An 18199-nucleotide genomic window follows, 5' to 3' on the forward strand; every position below is an offset into this window, starting at 1 on the left:
GTTGTATAGCTAGCATACAAAAAAACCGTCTAGGCAACCAGACGGTAGAAGAGTCCTAGATCACAGCAGAGCATGATCACACGACAAATACAGATTCTCTACGCTGGCATTATCCAGATCAGATTAACGGTCAGTAGCGGTATACTCATCTACAATCTCAGCCTGATTCCTCAAGCCCCCGAATTTATATGACTATGCAATTGCTCATATCATACAATATTCATGTTAGGTTGACAACGAAATGTTTACAAAAAAACATAAAAAACAGGATAGAGATAGAAGTCAATGGTTGTAATCGTTCGCTAGACAACATAGAGGAGAGGAATATGGAGATAAGGAGCTTGTTTAGGAGATTTGAAGAGAGAATAGAGCAAAATGAGGATCAGGAAGAAGTCCTGATCCTCATTAATTGTTAATCGTGTGAAGCTGTAGAATGTCGTCTCAATGACAAGCTGTATACGATTCCTCCGCAAGCAAGAACTGCTATGAGCAGAATAATCAGGCCACTGTATAAGGGCAATGAAGCTTCATTGGCAACGGCAACGGTAGGTGTCAGTAAAGTTAACAGCCACCCATGTGTAAGCAGACCGCCGACTACAGCGATGCCGATGCCTTCAGCCATAAAGCATGCAAAGCTGAGCATGCTCATTCCTTCTCCTGCTTGGTCAGGTGCTAGTGATTCTGCAACGGATGCAGAGATAACCGTCTTAATGAATGACAACCCTCCGAACACGAGCACGAGGGCGAACGTCATCAGCCATGGAGAATCATTTCCCCAAGCAAGGAGCGTGACGAAACTGAATGTGACGAGACCTAATCCAGCGACAAATACAAATGAAGTTCCTTTCTTGTCAACGAGAGTTCCACCGAGTATGCCAAACAGAATGACACTGAGTGTCCCAGGGAAAATGATCGCGCTGCCGATCACGGCGGTCGAGAGTTGGTGCACATCCCGCATGAAGTAAGGAACCATCGATATAAATCCAGCTACCGTTCCTAACAAAATGGAACCAGCAAGCGTACCGAGTACAAATGGTCGATTAGCGAACAGGGACGGAGCAATAAAAGGTTCGCGAATACGGCGGATATGCAAAGCAAACCCAAGAACGAGGATCATACTGCAGACAAGATAGAACCAGACATATGTCGTAGTAAACAGGGTAAATAGAATAATGCCTGATGACAAGAGGGCAATGCCGATGATATCTGTTCTCCCATTGCGAGAAGGCTCCTGCGGCAGTGCAGTCAAGAAGAAGGGGAGACTGACTATTGTCATTACCGGAATGATAAATAGGTAGGACCAATGCACATAATCTGCCAGTACACCGCCCACAACCGGGCCAATTCCTTCACCAAGCGCTACCATAGAACCAATCATGCCGAACGCCTTGCCTCGATGCTGCTCTCCAACGTAGCGGGTGACCATAACCATGATGAGACCGGGCACGGCCGAAGCCCCGGCACCTTGTATCAATCTGGCTGCCAATACAGCTGACAAGTAGTCATGGGCGAAGAAACCGAGCAACGAGCCGCTACCATAGATGAGCACACCGATAAGCAGCGGCTTCTTAATGCCGTATTGGGATGACAGGGTGCCATAAATGATGGAGCCGAGCGCGAAGGTAATCATGAAGCATGTGTTGATCCAATTCGCAACGGACGGAGTGATACTGAAATCGTGTGCGATGTCGGGCAATGATACGTTGAACACAGTCTCATTCAACACACTGAAAAAAGCTAAAAAGCTTAACCACGCGATCGATTTCTTCACATTGGGAAAGGCATACACGGGTTGTTCTTGTTCTGCCGCCTCGATGCGGTTGTCATTGTTCATTTGTTCCACGAATAGGAATCCCCTTTCTCTTGCTAAAGGGGAATTGCGCAGTTTACAGGGGTGTTATGCGTTATCCCCGATCAATACCTGCCCCAGTTGATGTTACGCACTTCATCTTAACGCCTCCTCATTATTGTTGCTTCCAGTATAGCAGTGGGGTTTTCCTTATTCAATTAATAATGCAATAATATAGAATGCACTCAATGCAAGACAGACAAGGGTAAGGAGATACAAAGTAAATGAATGTACTTATTGCAGACGATGAGCCGCATATGTTGAAAATTTTAGCGGCTTATTTTGATAAAGAGGGCTTTCGAACTTTTACGGCGGAGAACGGGCATCAAGCACTTGAGATCTATTACAACCAGCCGCTGGACTTGGCAGTGCTTGATTGGATGATGCCGCAGATGAGCGGGATTGAGTTGTGTCGAGAAATCAAATCGAATTCGAAGTTGAAGGTGCTCATGCTTACGGCCAAGGGAGAGCATGAAGATGAGCTGACAGCTCTTGGTTCTGGAGCGGATGAGTATATTCGGAAGCCGTTCGATCCTCGGGTTTTGCTGGCGAGGGCGAAGAAGCTGCTGAACATGCAGGCACAATATCTATTTGGGGATATCCAGGTAGATATGGAAGGACAGAAGATTAGCAAGCGTGGAATTGATCTACGAGTTACGAAGAAGGAATTTCAATTGATGAAGTTTTTTATTCTGAATAAGGGGCAGGTCTTAACACGCAAAGCGCTGCTTGATCATGTATGGGGCTATGACTACTTCGGTGAGGAACGTACGGTAGATACACATATTCGCCGCTTGCGGGAGAAGATCGGCGAGGAATGGATATGGACGCACCGTGGTATGGGATATAGCTTCGAGCATCCGAATAGCCATGAATAAGCTTAGTCGCAAGCTGTTTGTGCAAATTGCACTTATTCTTGTCGTTGTGTTCGGACTCTCGTATTGTGTGAATACGTTCTTTATGCCAAATTATTTTGTCCATCAGAAGCGTGCTGCGTTGACGGAAGCGGTGGAGAGGTTGCGCAGCATAGAGTCGAAGCAGCTCCTTGAAGAAGTTAAGCGGATTGCGGATGATTACCACTTCACAATCGTTCATACCCCCTACGACCATGACATTGACCGCTTAAACTGGACACTGCGCGAACAATTTACGTGGGAGCGCATTGCGATGAGCAAATTCTGGCTCACGGAAGAGAGCCTTGCACAGCTAATGCGCGGCGGGATAGTTACGAAGTCGTATCAACAGGAGAAGTTGAAGTCGAGCGTTCTCGTTACGTTTGTCATGAAAGAAGGAATGATTCTCGCTATAGGCGAATCGGTGGCCAATTCAGGCGAGACGATACGTATCGTCAATCAGTTCAATTTGATTATTGCTGTTGGTGCGCTCACACTAGCCCTCCTGCTCGCTGCTTGGTTCTCCAAGCGAACGGTGAAGCCTATTGAGCAGCTTAAGAATACGGCGGAGGATATCGCTGAACGACGATACCGGACAGTGGACATCCGAACAGGAGATGAGATTGAGGAGCTTGCACAAAGCATTAATACGATGAGTGATAAGCTGAAGCAAGCGCATCAGGAGCTGGAGGAGAAGAACCGGAACTTGCGTGTCCTTATTCGTGACATCTCACATGAACTGAAGACACCTCTTGCCGTGATCAAGGCATATTCCGCAGGGGTGAAGGATGGACTAGATGACGGCACCTACATGGATGTCATACAGTCGCAAACAGATGATATGTCTGAGCTCATTACGAAGCTGTTGGAATGGTCTCGCTTGCAGACGGAAGAGCTGAACATTGAAAATGTTCATGTCGTTAATCTTCTTGATCAAGTCATTGCGAAATATGGGCTACCTCTGCAACAGCATTCGATTGAGTTGACCTTGTATGATCAGAATGCGGAAAACTTTTGCGTCCAGGCTGATAGGGTCAAGCTTGAAATGGTGCTGAACAATCTCGTATCGAACGCAATGAAATACACGACGAATCGGAAAATTCAGATTGATCTTACGAACAAAGATGATGCGTTAGTGCTGTTCATTCGGAATGGATGTACGTTCTCCATGACTGAAGAGCAGCTGAAACAATTGTGGGAGCCGTTCTTCGTTGCTGAGAGTTCGCGGAACAAGCAGCTTAGTGGTACAGGGCTCGGTTTGGCTATTGTGAAGGGGATCCTGCAGAAGCACAAGGTGGCTTATGGCGTGCGACTGTACAATGGAGATATCGAATTTCATATTGCGCTTCCTCTATGCAAGCAGGGGGAGAAGATGTAAGACTGCCTTTCAAGTGGTGTTTCAATATACTGCTGAAAGGCAGTTTTTTTGTATGTAAGCAATAAATTTCATGCTCTCGTTATTAGATGATCATGTTCACGCAGACAGGTTTCTTGATGGCTATTTTCATTTTGTCATATTGGCGTAACATTGCTCTCCTATGATTGGGTAGAGGTGAGATCATGAAGAACAAGAACTGGAGCAAGCATACGATTCGTGCGTCTCTGATTGTGTTGCTTCTCCTTGCAGGAACATTATTTTATGGCATGCAGCTGGAACCGAACAGCTTGAGCGTGACGAGGCAGACGATACTAAGTCGGTATATACCTCCAAGCTTTCATGGGATGAAGATTGTGCATTTTTCCGATGTTCATTTGGGGGATCATTTCAATGATGTTCAGCTGCTTGAACTTGTTGATCGGATTAATCAAGAACATCCCGATATTATTGTGTTTACGGGAGATATGGTTGACAATTTCAATGCGTATGGCAATCGGAGAGATCGTTCCCAGCGAATACTGGGACAGCTGCAAGCAACATTGGGCAAGTATGCCGTATTCGGCAATCATGATCGCGGTGGAGGCGGCAGCCGGATTTATCAGTCTTATATGGAGGAAGCAGGCTTCACTGTACTCGTGAACGAAACGAAGCAAATCCATCTCCCGAACCATGATGAATATATCACCATTAGCGGGCTTGATGATTTTTTGTTAGGTGCGCCCAATATACATGGAACGCTGAAAGACTTAGAACCTCACAATTTCAATTTGCTCGTCGTGCATGAGCCGGATGTTGCCGATCAAGTTATCGATTATCCGATCGATTTGCAATTATCAGGCCACAGTCACGGGGGCCAAGTTCAGTTGCCGTGGTATGGCACAATATACACACCGCCTTTAGCGAAGAAGTATGTAGAGGGGCTGTACGCAATTACGGGAACAACTACCCTGAATAAGCAGATGCAACTCTATGTCAATCGAGGCATTGGGACGACTGAACTGCCTGTCCGCTTTCTTAGCAAGCCTGAAATTACGGTTCATACCTTGATGCGTTCGTGAGAACTCTTAACAGTAATGCTTGGAGAACAGATAGGGCCCTAGTTTATCCATTTGCAGCCCGATGAAGATACATGGGCATATGGAAATTGGCAAACACGTGCAATTGGCTGCTAGATTCGTTACACTTACATTTGCAAGTATGTAGAATGCAAATCAGATATGGGGAATCTACGATAGATATAAGGGGAGAACGGAACGATGCAGCCTATTCGCGTGCTTGTCGCCGACGACGAGCGAGAGATTCGAGATTTATTGAAGAAGTACTTAGAGCGGGAATTATACACGATAGATACTGCAGCTCACGGTGAAGAAGCGCTGCGATTGTTCGAGCAGCACAAATATAATCTTATCATTCTCGACTTAATGATGCCTTACATAGATGGAGTAGAGGTGTGCCGCCGTATTCGTGAGAGAAGCAATGTACCGATATTGATGCTGACGGCGAAGGACGAAGAGATGGACAAGATTGTAGGTCTGGGTATCGGGGCTGATGATTATATGACGAAGCCCTTCAGCATACATGAACTGGTTGCAAGGAGCAAGGCATTGCTGAGAAGATTCATGATCCTAGGAAGTGAAGCCGGCAGCCTTGCAGAAGAAGGTTCAGCAATCATGCGATTTAAGGGATTAATAATTGATACCAGAAAATATGTGGTTAACCGCAATGGGCAAGAGATCAGTCTGACCGCCAAAGAATTTGAGTTGTTGAGATTGTTCGCTTCTCACCCTGAGCAGGTATTTACGAAGACGCAAATTTTTAGACAGGTGTGGGGATCAGAATACATTGAGGACGACAATACGGTTATGGTTCATATTCGTAAGCTTCGGCTGAAAATTGAAACAGACCCCTCTGATCCGAAGCTGATTCAGACGGTGTGGGGCATTGGCTATAAGTTTGCAGGTGAACGTGATGAGGCCTGACAAAAACAGTCTAATGCTGGTTATTTTATTAATGGGATTAACTATGTGGTTCGTCATCGATAGTATGACTATACAGCCTCTTGGTATATACAGGTGGGGGCTGTTTGCTGTACTGTTCACCGTTGTAACGCTGCTGCTCTACAGGCGTGTTCGGTTTATAGCGGAGGTTAGGAGCCATGCTGCCGCTGTGAAGCGCGCTGTTCGCGGCAATGTCAATACGAGACTGCTGGCGAATGAATCTGAGGCGTATGATGAGATGCTCTATTCGATTAATGAATTAATCGAGCAGATGGAGAAGCTCCAAGTGAATGCAATTCGATCCGATGCTGCCCGCAAGAGGCTTCTCGCTAATATCTCGCACGATATACGGACACCGCTTACTTCGATTATCGGTTATGTCGATGCATTGCAGGATGAACATATCTCTTCAGAGCAAGAGAGGGAAGAGTGCATTGCGATAATTTCAGCGAAGGCACAAGCGCTTAAGGAATTGATCGATCATATTTTCCAGATGGCTAAGCTGGATGCGGATGAAGTCGAGATGAGATGGGAGTCGCTAGATGCTGCAGAGCTGCTGAGGGAAGCGCTGATTTCATTTCTGCCGGAGCTGAAGAAGAACGGTATGGATCTAGCGGTTCAGATTCCTGAGGAGTCCTGTATGGTTGCAATGGATCGCTATGGGTACATACGAATTTTGAACAACCTGATCAAGAACGCGATACAGTACGGCAAGGAAGGTCAGTTGTTAGGTGTGGAGCTAGAGCGGATTGAGTCGAACATTGCCATAACGATATGGGATAGAGGGCCGGGCATTCCAGCGGACGAGTTATCGAAGATATTCGAGCGTACCTACCGCTCCGAACGATCACGGAGTCTGCTGCATGGCGGTAGCGGGCTAGGATTGGCAATTACAAAGGCGTTTGTCGATAAGCTTGGCGGCCACATCTCCGTGTTGAGCGATCCGTATGTCCGAACTGCCTTCATCGTCAATATTCCAATTCGAACGACATTGCCACCAATTAAGAGATAGTTAAGAACTCATTAAGCAGCATTTAAAATCATCCCCTTACAATAATAGTAGACTTACATACTCAGGAGGTGCTGCATGAGCACGATCATACGTACTACCCGGCTCACGAAGCAGTATGGGGAACAGATTGCTGTTCATGATCTGAACATGCATGTGAAGCAGGGCGAAATATACGGCTTTCTCGGTCGCAATGGCGCTGGCAAAACAACGACTATCCGCATGCTGCTCGGATTAATCAAGCCTACAGAAGGGGAAATTGAACTATTCGGGCAGCGATTGAACGCTAAGCCTAGAGAAATACTGTCCAGAATCGGCTCGATGGTGGAGCATCCCGGATTTTATGAGAATTTAACGGCATATGAAAACTTGCTCATTAATGCGAAGCTGATGGGCGTATACAAACGAAATGCGTTGGAGGAAGCACTAGAAACGGTGGGGCTGCAGGAAGAGACAAAGAAACTGGTAGGTCAATATTCGATGGGGATGAAGCAGCGTCTCGGGATTGCCAGAGCGATTCTGCACCATCCAGAGCTGCTTATTCTCGATGAGCCAACGAATGGCCTTGATCCGATTGGCATTAAGGAGATGCGCAAGCTCATTAAATCATTAGCGGTAGAACGCAACATCACTGTGCTTATATCCAGTCATATTTTATCTGAGGTTGAGCAGCTTGCCGACCAGCTTGGGATTATCCATGAGGGGAAGTTGCTTGAGGAAATTTCAATTGGAGAGCTGCATAAGCGAAATCGCAAATACATCGAGTTCCGTGTGTCCAATGACAATAAGTCAGCGATGCTGCTTGAGTCGCAGGCGGGCGTCCATGATTATGAAATCCATGGTGACGGATTGATACGTGTATATTCACGGATTGGAGAACAGAACAAGCTGAATAAGATGTTCGTTCAGAACGATATTGATGTGTTCAACATGACGCTCCACGAGGACACGCTTGAAGATTATTTCGTAAAGCGGATTGGCGGTGGTACAATTGGTTAATTTGCTCTATACCGAATTATTGAAGCTGAAACGGTCGAAGATGTTTCTCGTGAGTATTATTGGGGCGTCTGCCGCACCGATTATGATGTTCATCGCCTACTTGAGCCAGATGAAGCGTGATCCAGGGAAAGTCATCCCTTTCGAAATTTCATTTTATAACACGAATCTGAATGTGATGCTGCTGCTTGGAGTACTGTTGTACGGAGTTATTACTGCATATTTATTCAATCGAGAATTTGTGGAGGATACACTCAAGAACCTGCTAACAATCCCGGTTTCAAGAGTTGCTCTAATCACGAGCAAAATGCTTATGCTGTTCATCTGGATACTTCTATTGACGATGGTGGCATGGGTGCTTACATTAGGTTTCGCATTTTTTATCAAATCAGACGTGCTAAGTGCTGGGGTTCTGTTGTCATCATTGCGTGACTATGTACTAGGTGCTGTCCTTATGTTCCTGTTGTCCACACCGACGATTTGGGTAACCTTCTTATTCAAAAATTATGTGCCTACCATCATGTTCACGGCGGTAATCACGTTAGGGAATGTTACCGTGATCAGTTCCGATTACAAGGCGCTGTTCCCTTGGTCAGCAGCACATGTAATTGTGACACAAAGTTATGTAGCGGATTATCCACCGCTATACTCGTTTATTGCGGTCGGTATCACTTCGCTATTCGGCTTAGCAGCAAGCGTTCTTTATTTCAACAGAATGGATATTAAATGAAGTGAAATATATAGGAAGTTAAATGATGCAGATCGGCCTTATGGTCGGTCTGTTTTATGTTCTCTGTAGGTGATGGATGTACAAGCAATGTTTGAGATGGCGAATAGGTGGGCAATGAAAAAATAGAATCTCTTATTTCCATAGCGGATCGCTCTTTGCATGGTTATGCACATTGCTGCTTGAAGAGACAAAAAGGAGTGATGTTCGGCATGGTGCAGACCCTGTTTTTCTGTGATTATGTTGAACCTCACTGTCACAATGGCTCGAAACCGCGCGGTTGCCCGGGAAATGAGAGTGTGAGCCCGGGAAATGAGTAAGTGTTGCCGGGGAAATTCCATTGAGTTAGGAAAAGAACCATATCAGGTCGGTTCTCCATCTAGATATTGGCGATGACCGACTACGATGGAATCGCAGTGCTTCTGAAAGATAAGGCAAGGAAAAACTAAAAAATCATTGATCTGAATCTTATGCCATATCTATTATATGAGGTGAAAGAATCAATAGAAAGCCACATGGGAGGGAGCATGAATGGATCTGAACTACTCGATTTATGGAACAGGCGAGCCAATTGTGTTGATTCACAGCGGAGGCGCCGATTCAAGGGCATGGGGGGAGCTTGTACCACTTCTCGCAAGAACTCACCAAGTCGTTACCTTTGATGCCCGTGGTACGGGACGATCGCCCGCACCGCAAGTGCCGCTCAACCTTGTCGAAGATTTACGTCAACTGCTGGATGACCTGAAGCTGGAACAGGTGACCCTAGTTGGGCATTCTATAGGCGGAGAATTGGCTACTAACTTTACATTATCCTCCCCGGATAGAGTCGCTCGACTGATCGCTGTTGCTCCATCCTTGACAGGTTTCATCTTCTCAGAGACGTATCGGGGCTGGATTCATCAATTGAATTCACTCGCTCCGGATGTGAGCAAGATGATACAGTATTCATTGCAGGGGCCTATTTATCGTACGGTGATGGCTAGCGGTCAGCGTGATATCTTTATTGACATGCACACCCAATACTTTACGCGTGTCTTCACAGAGTGGCGCAGCTTTGAGGTGATATGGCCTCAGCCACCTGCGATCGAACAGTTGGAGGAAATCGCGGTTCCTACCTTGTTTATGTACGGGACAGTGGAGTGGGACGATATGCGCATGATCGCGCAGGAGTTCAAGCGGATACCACGTGTTGCTTTCGTCGAAATAGCGGGTGCAGACCACATGCTCCCATTGACGCATCCTCAAGAGATGGCCTCGCATATTCAATCTTTTTTGGCAGCAGTGGATGAATCGTAGGGTACAAATTCCGTGACATTTCATGAATCAGCGGCAGTTAGACTCGATTCCGGTGTCTTGTACTGCCGCTATTTTTTTGTATTGGTATCGGGTCTAGTTAACAAATCATCATTAAATTGTGATCGTACGATGTGGTTTGCTATAATGCGACGTTCCACCACCACCGACGATCACTCTTCCGCCTCTCGGAAACACCAATCGCTTGTTTACCCCGCCTGACAGTATAACCTCAACTTTAGCCCGGTTTGCAGTTGCAACGTAGATGACATAACCACTTCTTGAAATTTCCGTTCTCCAATTCCGATCGAATTCAGATCGCAGTACCCGGTTTGAATACACCTGATTTACCACATCAGATGATCTCGATGTTCTCAACGCTTTAGATTTGCTCATCGGATGTTTCCCTCCGTCTACTCAAAATGAACTGACATGAATCACTTCTAGTAATCTTTTCTAATTATCGTATGCTTCTTTATATTCGATGTTTGGATTGTGTATGTGGTAATCAAAAAATGTGCTGATTTGATTCCTGTGTCATGGTTAATTAAAAAGATTTGAGATTGGGGAGATCGCCATCCAGTCGCGGAGAAGGGGAATAATCGAATTTTTTTATCATGTATTTCTCTACAATTCCAAAATAAATGATCTCCAATATTCGTCTGAGGTGTGGTACGATAGTAATGTTTTGTGCCAATAGTCGACATGAAATTTGATAGAGAAAGCGTCATAAAATGGACCTTGCCATTTCTCTTAAAATTGTATATGATTCTATAGCGAACTATATATAGTTAGTTGAATGCGATACATACACTATATATTGTGACAGCAATTGGAGTCGAGCGGCGCAACGCGCCAGATTCTAAGAACATGCCTATTCAGAGATTGAGAGATTAAAGCGACAGCATACACGAAATTAGGGTACGCAACGTGTCGATCGTTTTGATCCTTGTTTTTGAATGAGCATTTTTTGTTCGTTCCATTTGCAATCTAGTCGAACAACGGAGGGATCACGTGCTTATCGCTTACGATTCGAAGACGGGTAACGTGAAACGATTCGTCGATAAATTAGATTTGGAGTGTGTTCGTGTAACGCCTGACACCAAGCTTAATGAGCCTTTTATCCTCATTACGTACACGACCGGGTTCGGACAAGTTCCCCAGTCCACGCAAGAGTTTCTGGAAGAACACAGTCATTTGCTCCAAGGTGTCGCGGCTAGCGGCAACATGAACTGGGGCACTCGGTATGGGCTTGCAGCTGACCATATTTCCAGAGAATACTCCGTCCCCGTACTGATGAAGTTTGAACTCAGCGGGACAAAACGAGATGTAGACAACTTTATTCGGGAGGTCCATGACTTTGATACCAAAATGGATACAGCTTAACAATGAAATCATGGTTCAGAAGGACGGTAAATTTCAATTTGGCAAGGATCACGACGCAGCAAAGAGCTACTTCGTTGATTATGTCAATCAAAATACAGTGTTTTTCCATAACCTTGAAGAGAAGATTCATTATTTGATCGAAAATGATTACTATGAGAAAGAGATTTTCGACCAATATGAATTTAAAGATATTAAGAAATTGTACGAGTTCCTATACTCGAAGAAATTCCGCTTCCCATCCTTCATGAGTGCGTTCAAGTTCTACAATAACTACGCGATGAAGACGAATGATGATACGAAGTTTTTGGAACGTTATGAAGACAGACTGGCGGTTGTATCCCTGTTCTTAGCGAGCGGAGATATGAACAAAGCATTTGAATATGCGGATCTGTTGATTGCACAAGAGTATCAGCCAGCAACGCCAACCTTCCTGAATGCAGGGAAGAAGCGCAGAGGAGAGCTTGTCAGCTGCTTCCTGCTCGAAGTGAACGATTCCATGAACTCGATTGGATTTGCGATCAACTCCGCACTTCAGTTAAGTAAAATTGGCGGCGGCGTGAGCTTGAACTTGAGCAAGATTCGCGGTGCAGGCGAGCAGATCAAAGGGCTAGACGGTAAAGCAAGCGGCGTACTGCCAGTTATGAAATTGTTCGAGGATGCTTTCTCCTACGCAAACCAACTGGGACAGCGTGACGGAAGCGGCGTTGTATACTTGAACGTATTCCATGCTGACATCCATGAATTCCTGGATACGAAGAAAATCAACAGTGATGAGAAAATCCGCATTAAGACTTTGTCGCTCGGCGTCGTTGCTCCGAACAAGTTCTTCGAGCTTGTTGAGCAGGATAAAGACATGTACTTGTTCTATCCGCACACGGTATTCCAGGCATATGGCAAGCATTTGGATGATATGGATCTCTCCGAAATGTATGATGAGCTCGTAGACAATCCGAAAGTTCGCAAAAAGAAAATTGTCGCTCGCGACCTAGTTTTGAAAATTGCACAGATTCAGATGGAATCTGGTTACCCATATATCATGTTCGTAGACAATACGAATGAATATCATGCCCTGAAAGAAATCGGCAAGGTTAAATTCTCCAACCTGTGCAGTGAGATCGCACAGCTTAGTGAAGTGTCCACAATTAACGATTACGGCATTGAGGATGAGATTAACCGCGATATTTCCTGTAACTTGGGTTCACTTAACATTGTTAACGTCATGAAGAATAAGCGGATGCGTGATACGGTTCATCGTTCTATGGACGCACTGACAGAAGTATCTGACCGCAGCAATATCAGCATCGTTCCGTCCGTAGCGAAGGCGAACCGTGAGCTTCATTCGGTAGGCCTCGGTGCAATGAACTTGCACGGTTACTTGGCGAAGAACAAGATTGCATATGAGTCCATGGAAGCAAGAGACTTCGTGCGTGCGTTCTTCATGATGCTGAACTTCTATTCCTTGGAACGTTCCATGCTGATTGCGAAAGAGCGCGGCGTGACGTTCACGGACTTTGACAAGAGTGAATATGCGAGCGGCGCATATTTCGATAGATACTTGAACACGGACTTCACTCCGAAGACAGATCGAGTGAAGGAATTGTTCGACGGTCACTCGATGCCTACATTGGAAGACTGGGCTCGCTTGAAGGAGCAAGTGATGGAGCATGGCTTGTACCATGCATACCGTCTGGCAATCGCACCTACAGGCTCTATCTCGTACTTGCAGTCGTCAACAGCTTCGATCGCACCGATTACTCAGCGCATCGAGGAGCGTGAGTACGGAGATTCCAAGACGATTTATCCAATGCCTTACATTAACGATGAGAACTACTTCTATTACAAAGAAGCATATGACATGGATATGTTCAACCTGATTGACTTGGTTGCGGATGTTCAAGTTCATATTGACCAAGCGATCTCAACGGTACTGTTTGTTAAGGATGATCTGACGACTCGTGATCTTGCAAAATATTATATTTACGCACAGAAGAAGGGGCTTAAGACGCTCTACTATACACGTACGAAGAAGAAAACAATCGATGAGTGTGTAAGCTGCGTTGTCTAATTGAGCGCAACCTGCATTAAATGAGAGTTCAAAAAGGATGGTTTTCAGCACCGAGCACTGTGTATATTACTTCGTGATCTAAAGCGGTCTTTTTGAATTACCTCTAGAAGGAGATTCGTAGATGAGAAACTTTGAAGCTGTTAACTGGAACAGACCTGAATCGGATTATATGGAAATGCTGTGGACGCAAAATACGTCCCAATTCTGGCTTGATACGGAGATTCCAATCTCGAAAGACTTGAAGTCTTGGACGAAAATGTCCGATGATGAGAAACTTGCCTATATGCATGTGCTTGGCGGCTTGACCTTGCTGGATACAGAACAAGGGAACGTGGGAATGCCGGTTATTGCGCAGCATGTAGAAGGGAAGCAGAAGAAGGCAATTCTGATCTTCCAAGCGGCAATGGAAGAAATTCATGCGAAGAGCTACAGCACCATCTTTACGACGGTTGCTAGCACAGCAATGATTGATGAGACATTCGATTGGGTAAAAGACAATAAGCACCTGCAGAAGAAGACAGCAATCATTGACGGCCTATATAAGGGCATTCAAGACAACGATCCAATCAGCTTGTACAAAGCGATGGTGGCATCGGTATTCTTGGAGAGTTTCCTGTTCTATTCCGGCTTCTTCTATCCACTGTACTTGGCTGGACAAGGCAAGATGGTAGCAAGCGGTGAGATCATTAAGCTGATCATCCGCGACGAGAGCGTCCATGGCGTGTTCGTAGGCTTGCTTGCACAGGAAATTTACAATAAGCAAAGTGCGGACGTGCAGCGTGAATTGTCCCAATTCGTGAACAAGCTGATGCTTGAATTGTACGAGAACGAGCTTGAATACACCGAGCAGCTGTATGATGCAATTGGACTTACACATGAAGTGAAGAAATACATTCGTTACAATGGCAACAAAGCGCTCATGAACTTGGGCTTTGAGCAATACTTCCCAGAAGAAGATGTTAACCCAGTTGTCTTGAACGGTATCCGTACCGAAACAAGTACACATGACTTCTTCTCCACGAAGGGAAGCGGATATCAAAAGGGTAAGGTAGAGCCTTTGCAAGACAAAGACTTTACAATGCTGAACGATCGTGTCAAACAATCCGATATCTTTGCATAAGATGATAAGGATTGCTAGGAATGATGCAAGAACAACTGAGTGGGAACGCTCAGTTGTTTTTGTATTGTCGTGTCATAAGAGCGGAATACTTAATGTACCGGCTGCATGTATCATGTATATCCATACTAGGGGAACACCCGTATATTCATGAATCAATTTTCACTGCTTTAGTTTGATGAGATAATTCGGACAGATGATTTTCATACATAAAGGACGGGCTTTCATGAAAAAAAGAATTACGGATATTGCTATCATTATCGCAGGCGCTTTCATTTTTGCATTAGCAGTTAACTTGTTTGTTATCCCCAATGATTTCGGTGAGGGCGGGGTAACAGGGGTTACCATTATTCTCTACTATCTGTTTGAATGGTCACCAGGGTTGATGAACTTGATTTTAAATGCGGTATTGCTTGTCGTTGGCTACAAATTCTTGGATAAGAATACGACGATCTATACCATCATTGCAGTTGTGTTCAACTCATTATTCCTGCATTTGACGGAGAGCTGGCGGATTGCATCCAATGAGCTCATGATCAATGCGATTTTTGGCGGTATTTTCGCAGGTGTCGGGATCGGTCTCATCATCCGAGTTGGTGGCACAACAGCAGGCTCGACGATTTTGGCACGCATTATGAACAAGTATTTGGATTGGAATATAAGTTACGCATTATTGTTCTTCGACCTCATCGTTGCATTCGCGTCGTTCTTCATCATTGGACCGCAAGGCTTGATGCTAACTATCGCGATGCTGTATGTTGGGACGAAGGTGATGGACTTCATTATCGAAGGCTTGAATCCGAAGAAGGCGGTTACGATTATCTCTGAGGAGCATGATCGGATCGCGGAACAAGTGAATGTCGTCATGGATCGAGGAGTGACGGTACTGGAAGGACACGGTTATTACACGAAGGATCGGAAGCAAGTACTGTATATTGTTATTAGTAAGCAAGAAGTATCAACCTTGAAGAAAATCGTCCGAGCAACTGATAAGGATGCATTTATTACGATTCATGATGTGCGGGATGTGTTCGGAGAAGGCTTTATTGATATTACGAAATAACTAGGCTTCAACAACCAAATAAGGCGTGTCTGCCACTTGGATTCCGCGCCACATCTAACTGTGAAAAAGTTAGGTGTGGCGCGGAATGTTTTCGCTAACACTTTTCTAGCAAAATATGCGATAATACGAATTGTACAACTAGAATATGGGAGGGCATAACAATGGTACAACCGTGGTTTGAGAAAGCGAAGCTTGGGATTTTCATTCATTATGGCATTTATGCGGTCGATGGGATTTCAGAATCCTGGTCTTTCTATAATGGAAGAGTGTCGTATGAAGACTACATGAAGCAGCTCGATGGATTTACGGCAAGCAAGTTCGATGCAGACAAGTGGGCAGACCTCTTCGAGAAGTCTGGTGCGAAATATGCAGTTCTGACAACGAAGCATCATGATGGCGTTGCATTGTGGGATACGAAGTACAGTGACTTGAACGTTGTGAAGAAGACGCCTGCCAAGCGTGATCTTATCAAAGAGTATGCCAAGGCGCTTACAGATCGCGGTATTAAGCTAGGTATGTACTATTCCTTGATTGACTGGTCACATCCAGATTATGCAAGTGTGTACGAAGGCGGGAAGGTGCCTGAGGATCTGAGCAAGGTGAACCGCTTCTGCAGTCCGACGGATGGTGTACAGGATGAAGAAGCATGGCAGCGCTTCCTTGAATTTAATAACAATCAATTGCGTGAATTGCTTACTGACTATGGCAAGGTGGATCTGCTGTGGTTCGACGGGGATTGGGAGCGCAGCGCAGAACAGTGGAATTTGCCAGCGTTCAAAGACTACCTGCTGTCGTTCAACCCTGAGCTTATCATTAACTCCAGACTTCAAGGACATGGGGACTACAAGACTCCGGAACAGGGATTGCCAATTACAAGACCAGAAGGGCCGTGGGAGTTCTGCACGACCATTAACAGCTCTTGGGGCTATCAACACGATGATGATTACTATAAATCATTGAATCAAATTATCCGAATGTTCTGTGACTGCATTACGATGGGCGGGAATATGCTGTTGGATGTAGGGCCGATGGAGGATGGCACGATTCCGGAGCGTCAGGAAGAGACGCTCATTGGTCTGGGCAACTGGATTCGGACGCATGAAGAGGCTATTTATGAGACGGATGAAGGCATTCATACTCGTTATTACTTGGGCGGCAGTACCGTTTCCAAGGATCGTCAGACGCTGTATTTGTTCGTATACGATGATCCGAAAGAAAGCGTTTGCTTAAAAGGTCTTTCGAATAAAATTAAAAAGATTACGGTGCTTCACTCTGGCAAGGAATTAACTTATGAAATTCAAGGCGGTGTGCCATGGTTCAATATCCCGGGTACAACATGGATACATATGACGCCGGAAGATGCACATGAGAATGTAACGGTATTGAAGATTGAACTGGAAGGCGAACTGGATATGTACGGTGGTTCCGGTGCCGTGGTTACACACAACTAGGAACTTGATAATATAGAGAACACAACGTGGAGAGAGGAAGACGACAGCATGAGCAGCAATAAGCTGATTTTAGCGGGTTACGCAGGTGATTCTGTACTGCCGAATGTTACAGCAGAAGATGCGAAGAAGCTAACTCATTTGAACGTGGCATTTGGTCATGTGAAGAACGACCGCATTACGATTGATCATTTGCAGAATTTGTCTCAGCTGCAAGTATTGAAGTCTTATAACCCTGAGCTGCTCATTCTACTGTCTGTGGGCGGATGGAGTGCAGGCGGTTTCTCTGAGGCTGCGTCGACAGCTGAAGGAAGACGGCTGTTCGCAGAGTCTGCAGTGCGAGTCCTAGAGACAGCACCGTTCGATGGCATCGACCTTGACTGGGAGTACCCATGTTATTCGGAAGCAGGAATTGCGTCCAGCCCGAATGATAAGCAGAACTTCACCTTGCTTCTTAAGGAAATGCGCGAGGTGCTTGACGCCAAGGGGCAAGCAGACGGAAGACACTATCTGCTGACGATTGCAGCAGGGGCAGACCAATACTATATCGATGGTACGGAAATGGATGTGATCCATTCGTATTTGGATTTCATCCAGCTCATGACATACGATATGCGCGGTGGCTTCCAAACCTTGACCGGCCATCACACGAACTTATATACATCAACAGGGGACTTGTTCCGCATTAGCGTAGATTCGTCTGTACGGTTATTCGCTGCTGCAGGAGTACCTAGAGAGAAGATTGTCATCGGTGCTGCCTTCTATTCAAGAATGTGGAAGGATGTGCCGAATACAAATAATGGCTACTTGCAAATGGCGCCTGGGTCGGGTGGGTATGGACCTGATTATACGAAGCTGGTTGCGGAGTATATCAACAAGAATGGATTCGTTCGTCATTGGGATGAGGAAGCGAAATCTACATATTTGTACGACGGACATAGCTTTATTACGTATGACGATCCAGAATCCTTAACGCAC

At 45.5% G+C, this 18199-nt stretch carries 16 protein-coding genes and 1 riboswitch; of the genes, 14 read left to right on the forward strand and 2 right to left on the reverse strand.

Features of this window, described 5'->3' with window-relative positions; translation table 11 throughout:
• Nucleotides 1–78: 78 nt before the first annotated feature.
• Nucleotides 79–192: riboswitch (TPP riboswitch) on the reverse strand.
• Between the two features lie 220 nt (nt 193–412).
• Nucleotides 413–1834, reverse strand: a complete 1422-nt coding sequence (locus tag AZ66_RS16595; protein ID WP_082061622.1) for an MFS transporter — start codon at nt 1832–1834, stop codon at nt 413–415.
• A gap of 239 nt (nt 1835–2073) precedes the next feature.
• On the opposite strand from AZ66_RS16595, the gene AZ66_RS16600 reads away from it, so the two are divergent.
• The 8 genes from AZ66_RS16600 to AZ66_RS16635 all read left to right on the forward strand — a co-directional run bounded on the left by AZ66_RS16600 (nt 2074) and on the right by AZ66_RS16635 (nt 10145).
• Nucleotides 2074–2727 carry a response regulator transcription factor gene (locus AZ66_RS16600; RefSeq protein WP_021260307.1) on the forward strand — a complete coding sequence of 218 codons (654 nt, stop codon included), beginning with the start codon at nt 2074–2076 and terminating at the stop codon, nt 2725–2727.
• Nucleotides 2720–4120: a sensor histidine kinase gene (locus AZ66_RS16605; protein WP_044355850.1), complete on the forward strand. Its 1401-nt coding sequence runs from the start codon at nt 2720–2722 to the stop codon at nt 4118–4120. The genes AZ66_RS16600 and AZ66_RS16605 overlap by 8 nt, the downstream gene beginning before the upstream one ends.
• A gap of 182 nt (nt 4121–4302) precedes the next feature.
• Entirely contained in the window at nt 4303–5178 is an 876-nt protein-coding gene (locus tag AZ66_RS16610; RefSeq protein WP_044355851.1) for a metallophosphoesterase, read from the forward strand.
• 198 nt (nt 5179–5376) lie between these two features.
• A complete protein-coding gene (locus AZ66_RS16615) occupies nt 5377–6099 on the forward strand; it encodes a response regulator transcription factor (protein ID WP_021260304.1) in 723 nt (240 codons plus the stop codon).
• Complete coding sequence (locus AZ66_RS16620) at nt 6089–7129, forward strand: sensor histidine kinase (RefSeq protein WP_044355852.1); 1041 nt, start codon at nt 6089–6091, stop codon at nt 7127–7129. The genes AZ66_RS16615 and AZ66_RS16620 overlap by 11 nt, the downstream gene beginning before the upstream one ends.
• Nucleotides 7130–7204: 75 nt before the next feature.
• Nucleotides 7205–8125, forward strand: coding sequence for an ABC transporter ATP-binding protein (locus AZ66_RS16625; protein WP_044355853.1), 921 nt, complete (start codon nt 7205–7207; stop codon nt 8123–8125).
• A complete protein-coding gene (locus AZ66_RS16630; protein WP_021260301.1) occupies nt 8118–8852 on the forward strand; it encodes an ABC transporter permease in 735 nt (244 codons plus the stop codon). Before AZ66_RS16625 ends, AZ66_RS16630 begins: the two co-directional genes overlap by 8 nt.
• Nucleotides 8853–9380: 528 nt before the next feature.
• Nucleotides 9381–10145, forward strand: coding sequence for an alpha/beta fold hydrolase (locus AZ66_RS16635; protein WP_044355854.1), 765 nt, complete (start codon nt 9381–9383; stop codon nt 10143–10145).
• Nucleotides 10146–10256: 111 nt separating this feature from the next.
• Here the strand turns inward: AZ66_RS16635 and AZ66_RS16640 are convergent, their stop codons facing one another.
• Nucleotides 10257–10538, reverse strand: coding sequence for a hypothetical protein (locus AZ66_RS16640; protein WP_044355855.1), 282 nt, complete (start codon nt 10536–10538; stop codon nt 10257–10259).
• 618 nt (nt 10539–11156) lie between these two features.
• On the opposite strand from AZ66_RS16640, the gene nrdI reads away from it, so the two are divergent.
• The 6 genes from nrdI to AZ66_RS16670 form a co-directional block, all read left to right on the forward strand.
• Nucleotides 11157–11528: a class Ib ribonucleoside-diphosphate reductase assembly flavoprotein NrdI gene (gene nrdI / locus AZ66_RS16645; protein ID WP_021253639.1), complete on the forward strand. Its 372-nt coding sequence runs from the start codon at nt 11157–11159 to the stop codon at nt 11526–11528.
• The gene (gene nrdE, locus AZ66_RS16650; RefSeq protein WP_036620048.1) at nt 11497–13593 is read left to right on the forward strand and encodes a class 1b ribonucleoside-diphosphate reductase subunit alpha; all 2097 of its coding nucleotides are present in this window, start codon (nt 11497–11499) and stop codon (nt 13591–13593) included. Before nrdI ends, nrdE begins: the two co-directional genes overlap by 32 nt.
• Nucleotides 13594–13714: 121 nt before the next feature.
• The gene (gene nrdF, locus AZ66_RS16655; protein ID WP_021260297.1) at nt 13715–14713 is read left to right on the forward strand and encodes a class 1b ribonucleoside-diphosphate reductase subunit beta; all 999 of its coding nucleotides are present in this window, start codon (nt 13715–13717) and stop codon (nt 14711–14713) included.
• 223 nt (nt 14714–14936) lie between these two features.
• Nucleotides 14937–15773 carry a YitT family protein gene (locus AZ66_RS16660; RefSeq protein WP_044355861.1) on the forward strand — a complete coding sequence of 279 codons (837 nt, stop codon included), beginning with the start codon at nt 14937–14939 and terminating at the stop codon, nt 15771–15773.
• A 161-nt stretch (nt 15774–15934) separates the two neighbouring features.
• Entirely contained in the window at nt 15935–17224 is a 1290-nt protein-coding gene (locus AZ66_RS16665; RefSeq protein WP_044355856.1) for an alpha-L-fucosidase, read from the forward strand.
• Between the two features lie 48 nt (nt 17225–17272).
• The coding region (locus AZ66_RS16670) for a glycoside hydrolase family 18 protein (protein ID WP_044355858.1) at nt 17273–18199 on the forward strand (927 nt) is incomplete at its 3' end.

The organism is Paenibacillus sp. E194, assembly GCF_000935845.1.
GTDB classification, from domain to species: domain Bacteria; phylum Bacillota; class Bacilli; order Paenibacillales; family Paenibacillaceae; genus Paenibacillus_B; species Paenibacillus_B alvei_B.

What these genes read in the sequence shown, in the direction of transcription:
- AZ66_RS16610 (WP_044355851.1), top strand. Translation starts at nt 4,303, where the DNA reads ATGAAGAACAAGAACTGGAGCAAGCATACGATTCGTGCGTCTCTGATT.
- AZ66_RS16635 (WP_044355854.1), top strand. Translation starts at nt 9,381, where the DNA reads ATGGATCTGAACTACTCGATTTATGGAACAGGCGAGCCAATTGTGTTG.
- AZ66_RS16615 (WP_021260304.1), top strand. Translation starts at nt 5,377, where the DNA reads ATGCAGCCTATTCGCGTGCTTGTCGCCGACGACGAGCGAGAGATTCGA.
- AZ66_RS16665 (WP_044355856.1), top strand. Translation starts at nt 15,935, where the DNA reads ATGGTACAACCGTGGTTTGAGAAAGCGAAGCTTGGGATTTTCATTCAT.
- nrdF (WP_021260297.1), top strand. Translation starts at nt 13,715, where the DNA reads ATGAGAAACTTTGAAGCTGTTAACTGGAACAGACCTGAATCGGATTAT.
- AZ66_RS16600 (WP_021260307.1), top strand. Translation starts at nt 2,074, where the DNA reads ATGAATGTACTTATTGCAGACGATGAGCCGCATATGTTGAAAATTTTA.
- AZ66_RS16640 (WP_044355855.1), bottom strand. Translation starts at nt 10,538, where the DNA reads ATGAGCAAATCTAAAGCGTTGAGAACATCGAGATCATCTGATGTGGTA.
- AZ66_RS16595 (WP_082061622.1), bottom strand. Translation starts at nt 1,834, where the DNA reads ATGAACAATGACAACCGCATCGAGGCGGCAGAACAAGAACAACCCGTG.
- AZ66_RS16660 (WP_044355861.1), top strand. Translation starts at nt 14,937, where the DNA reads ATGAAAAAAAGAATTACGGATATTGCTATCATTATCGCAGGCGCTTTC.
- AZ66_RS16625 (WP_044355853.1), top strand. Translation starts at nt 7,205, where the DNA reads ATGAGCACGATCATACGTACTACCCGGCTCACGAAGCAGTATGGGGAA.
- AZ66_RS16605 (WP_044355850.1), top strand. Translation starts at nt 2,720, where the DNA reads ATGAATAAGCTTAGTCGCAAGCTGTTTGTGCAAATTGCACTTATTCTT.
- nrdE (WP_036620048.1), top strand. Translation starts at nt 11,497, where the DNA reads ATGACTTTGATACCAAAATGGATACAGCTTAACAATGAAATCATGGTT.
- AZ66_RS16620 (WP_044355852.1), top strand. Translation starts at nt 6,089, where the DNA reads ATGAGGCCTGACAAAAACAGTCTAATGCTGGTTATTTTATTAATGGGA.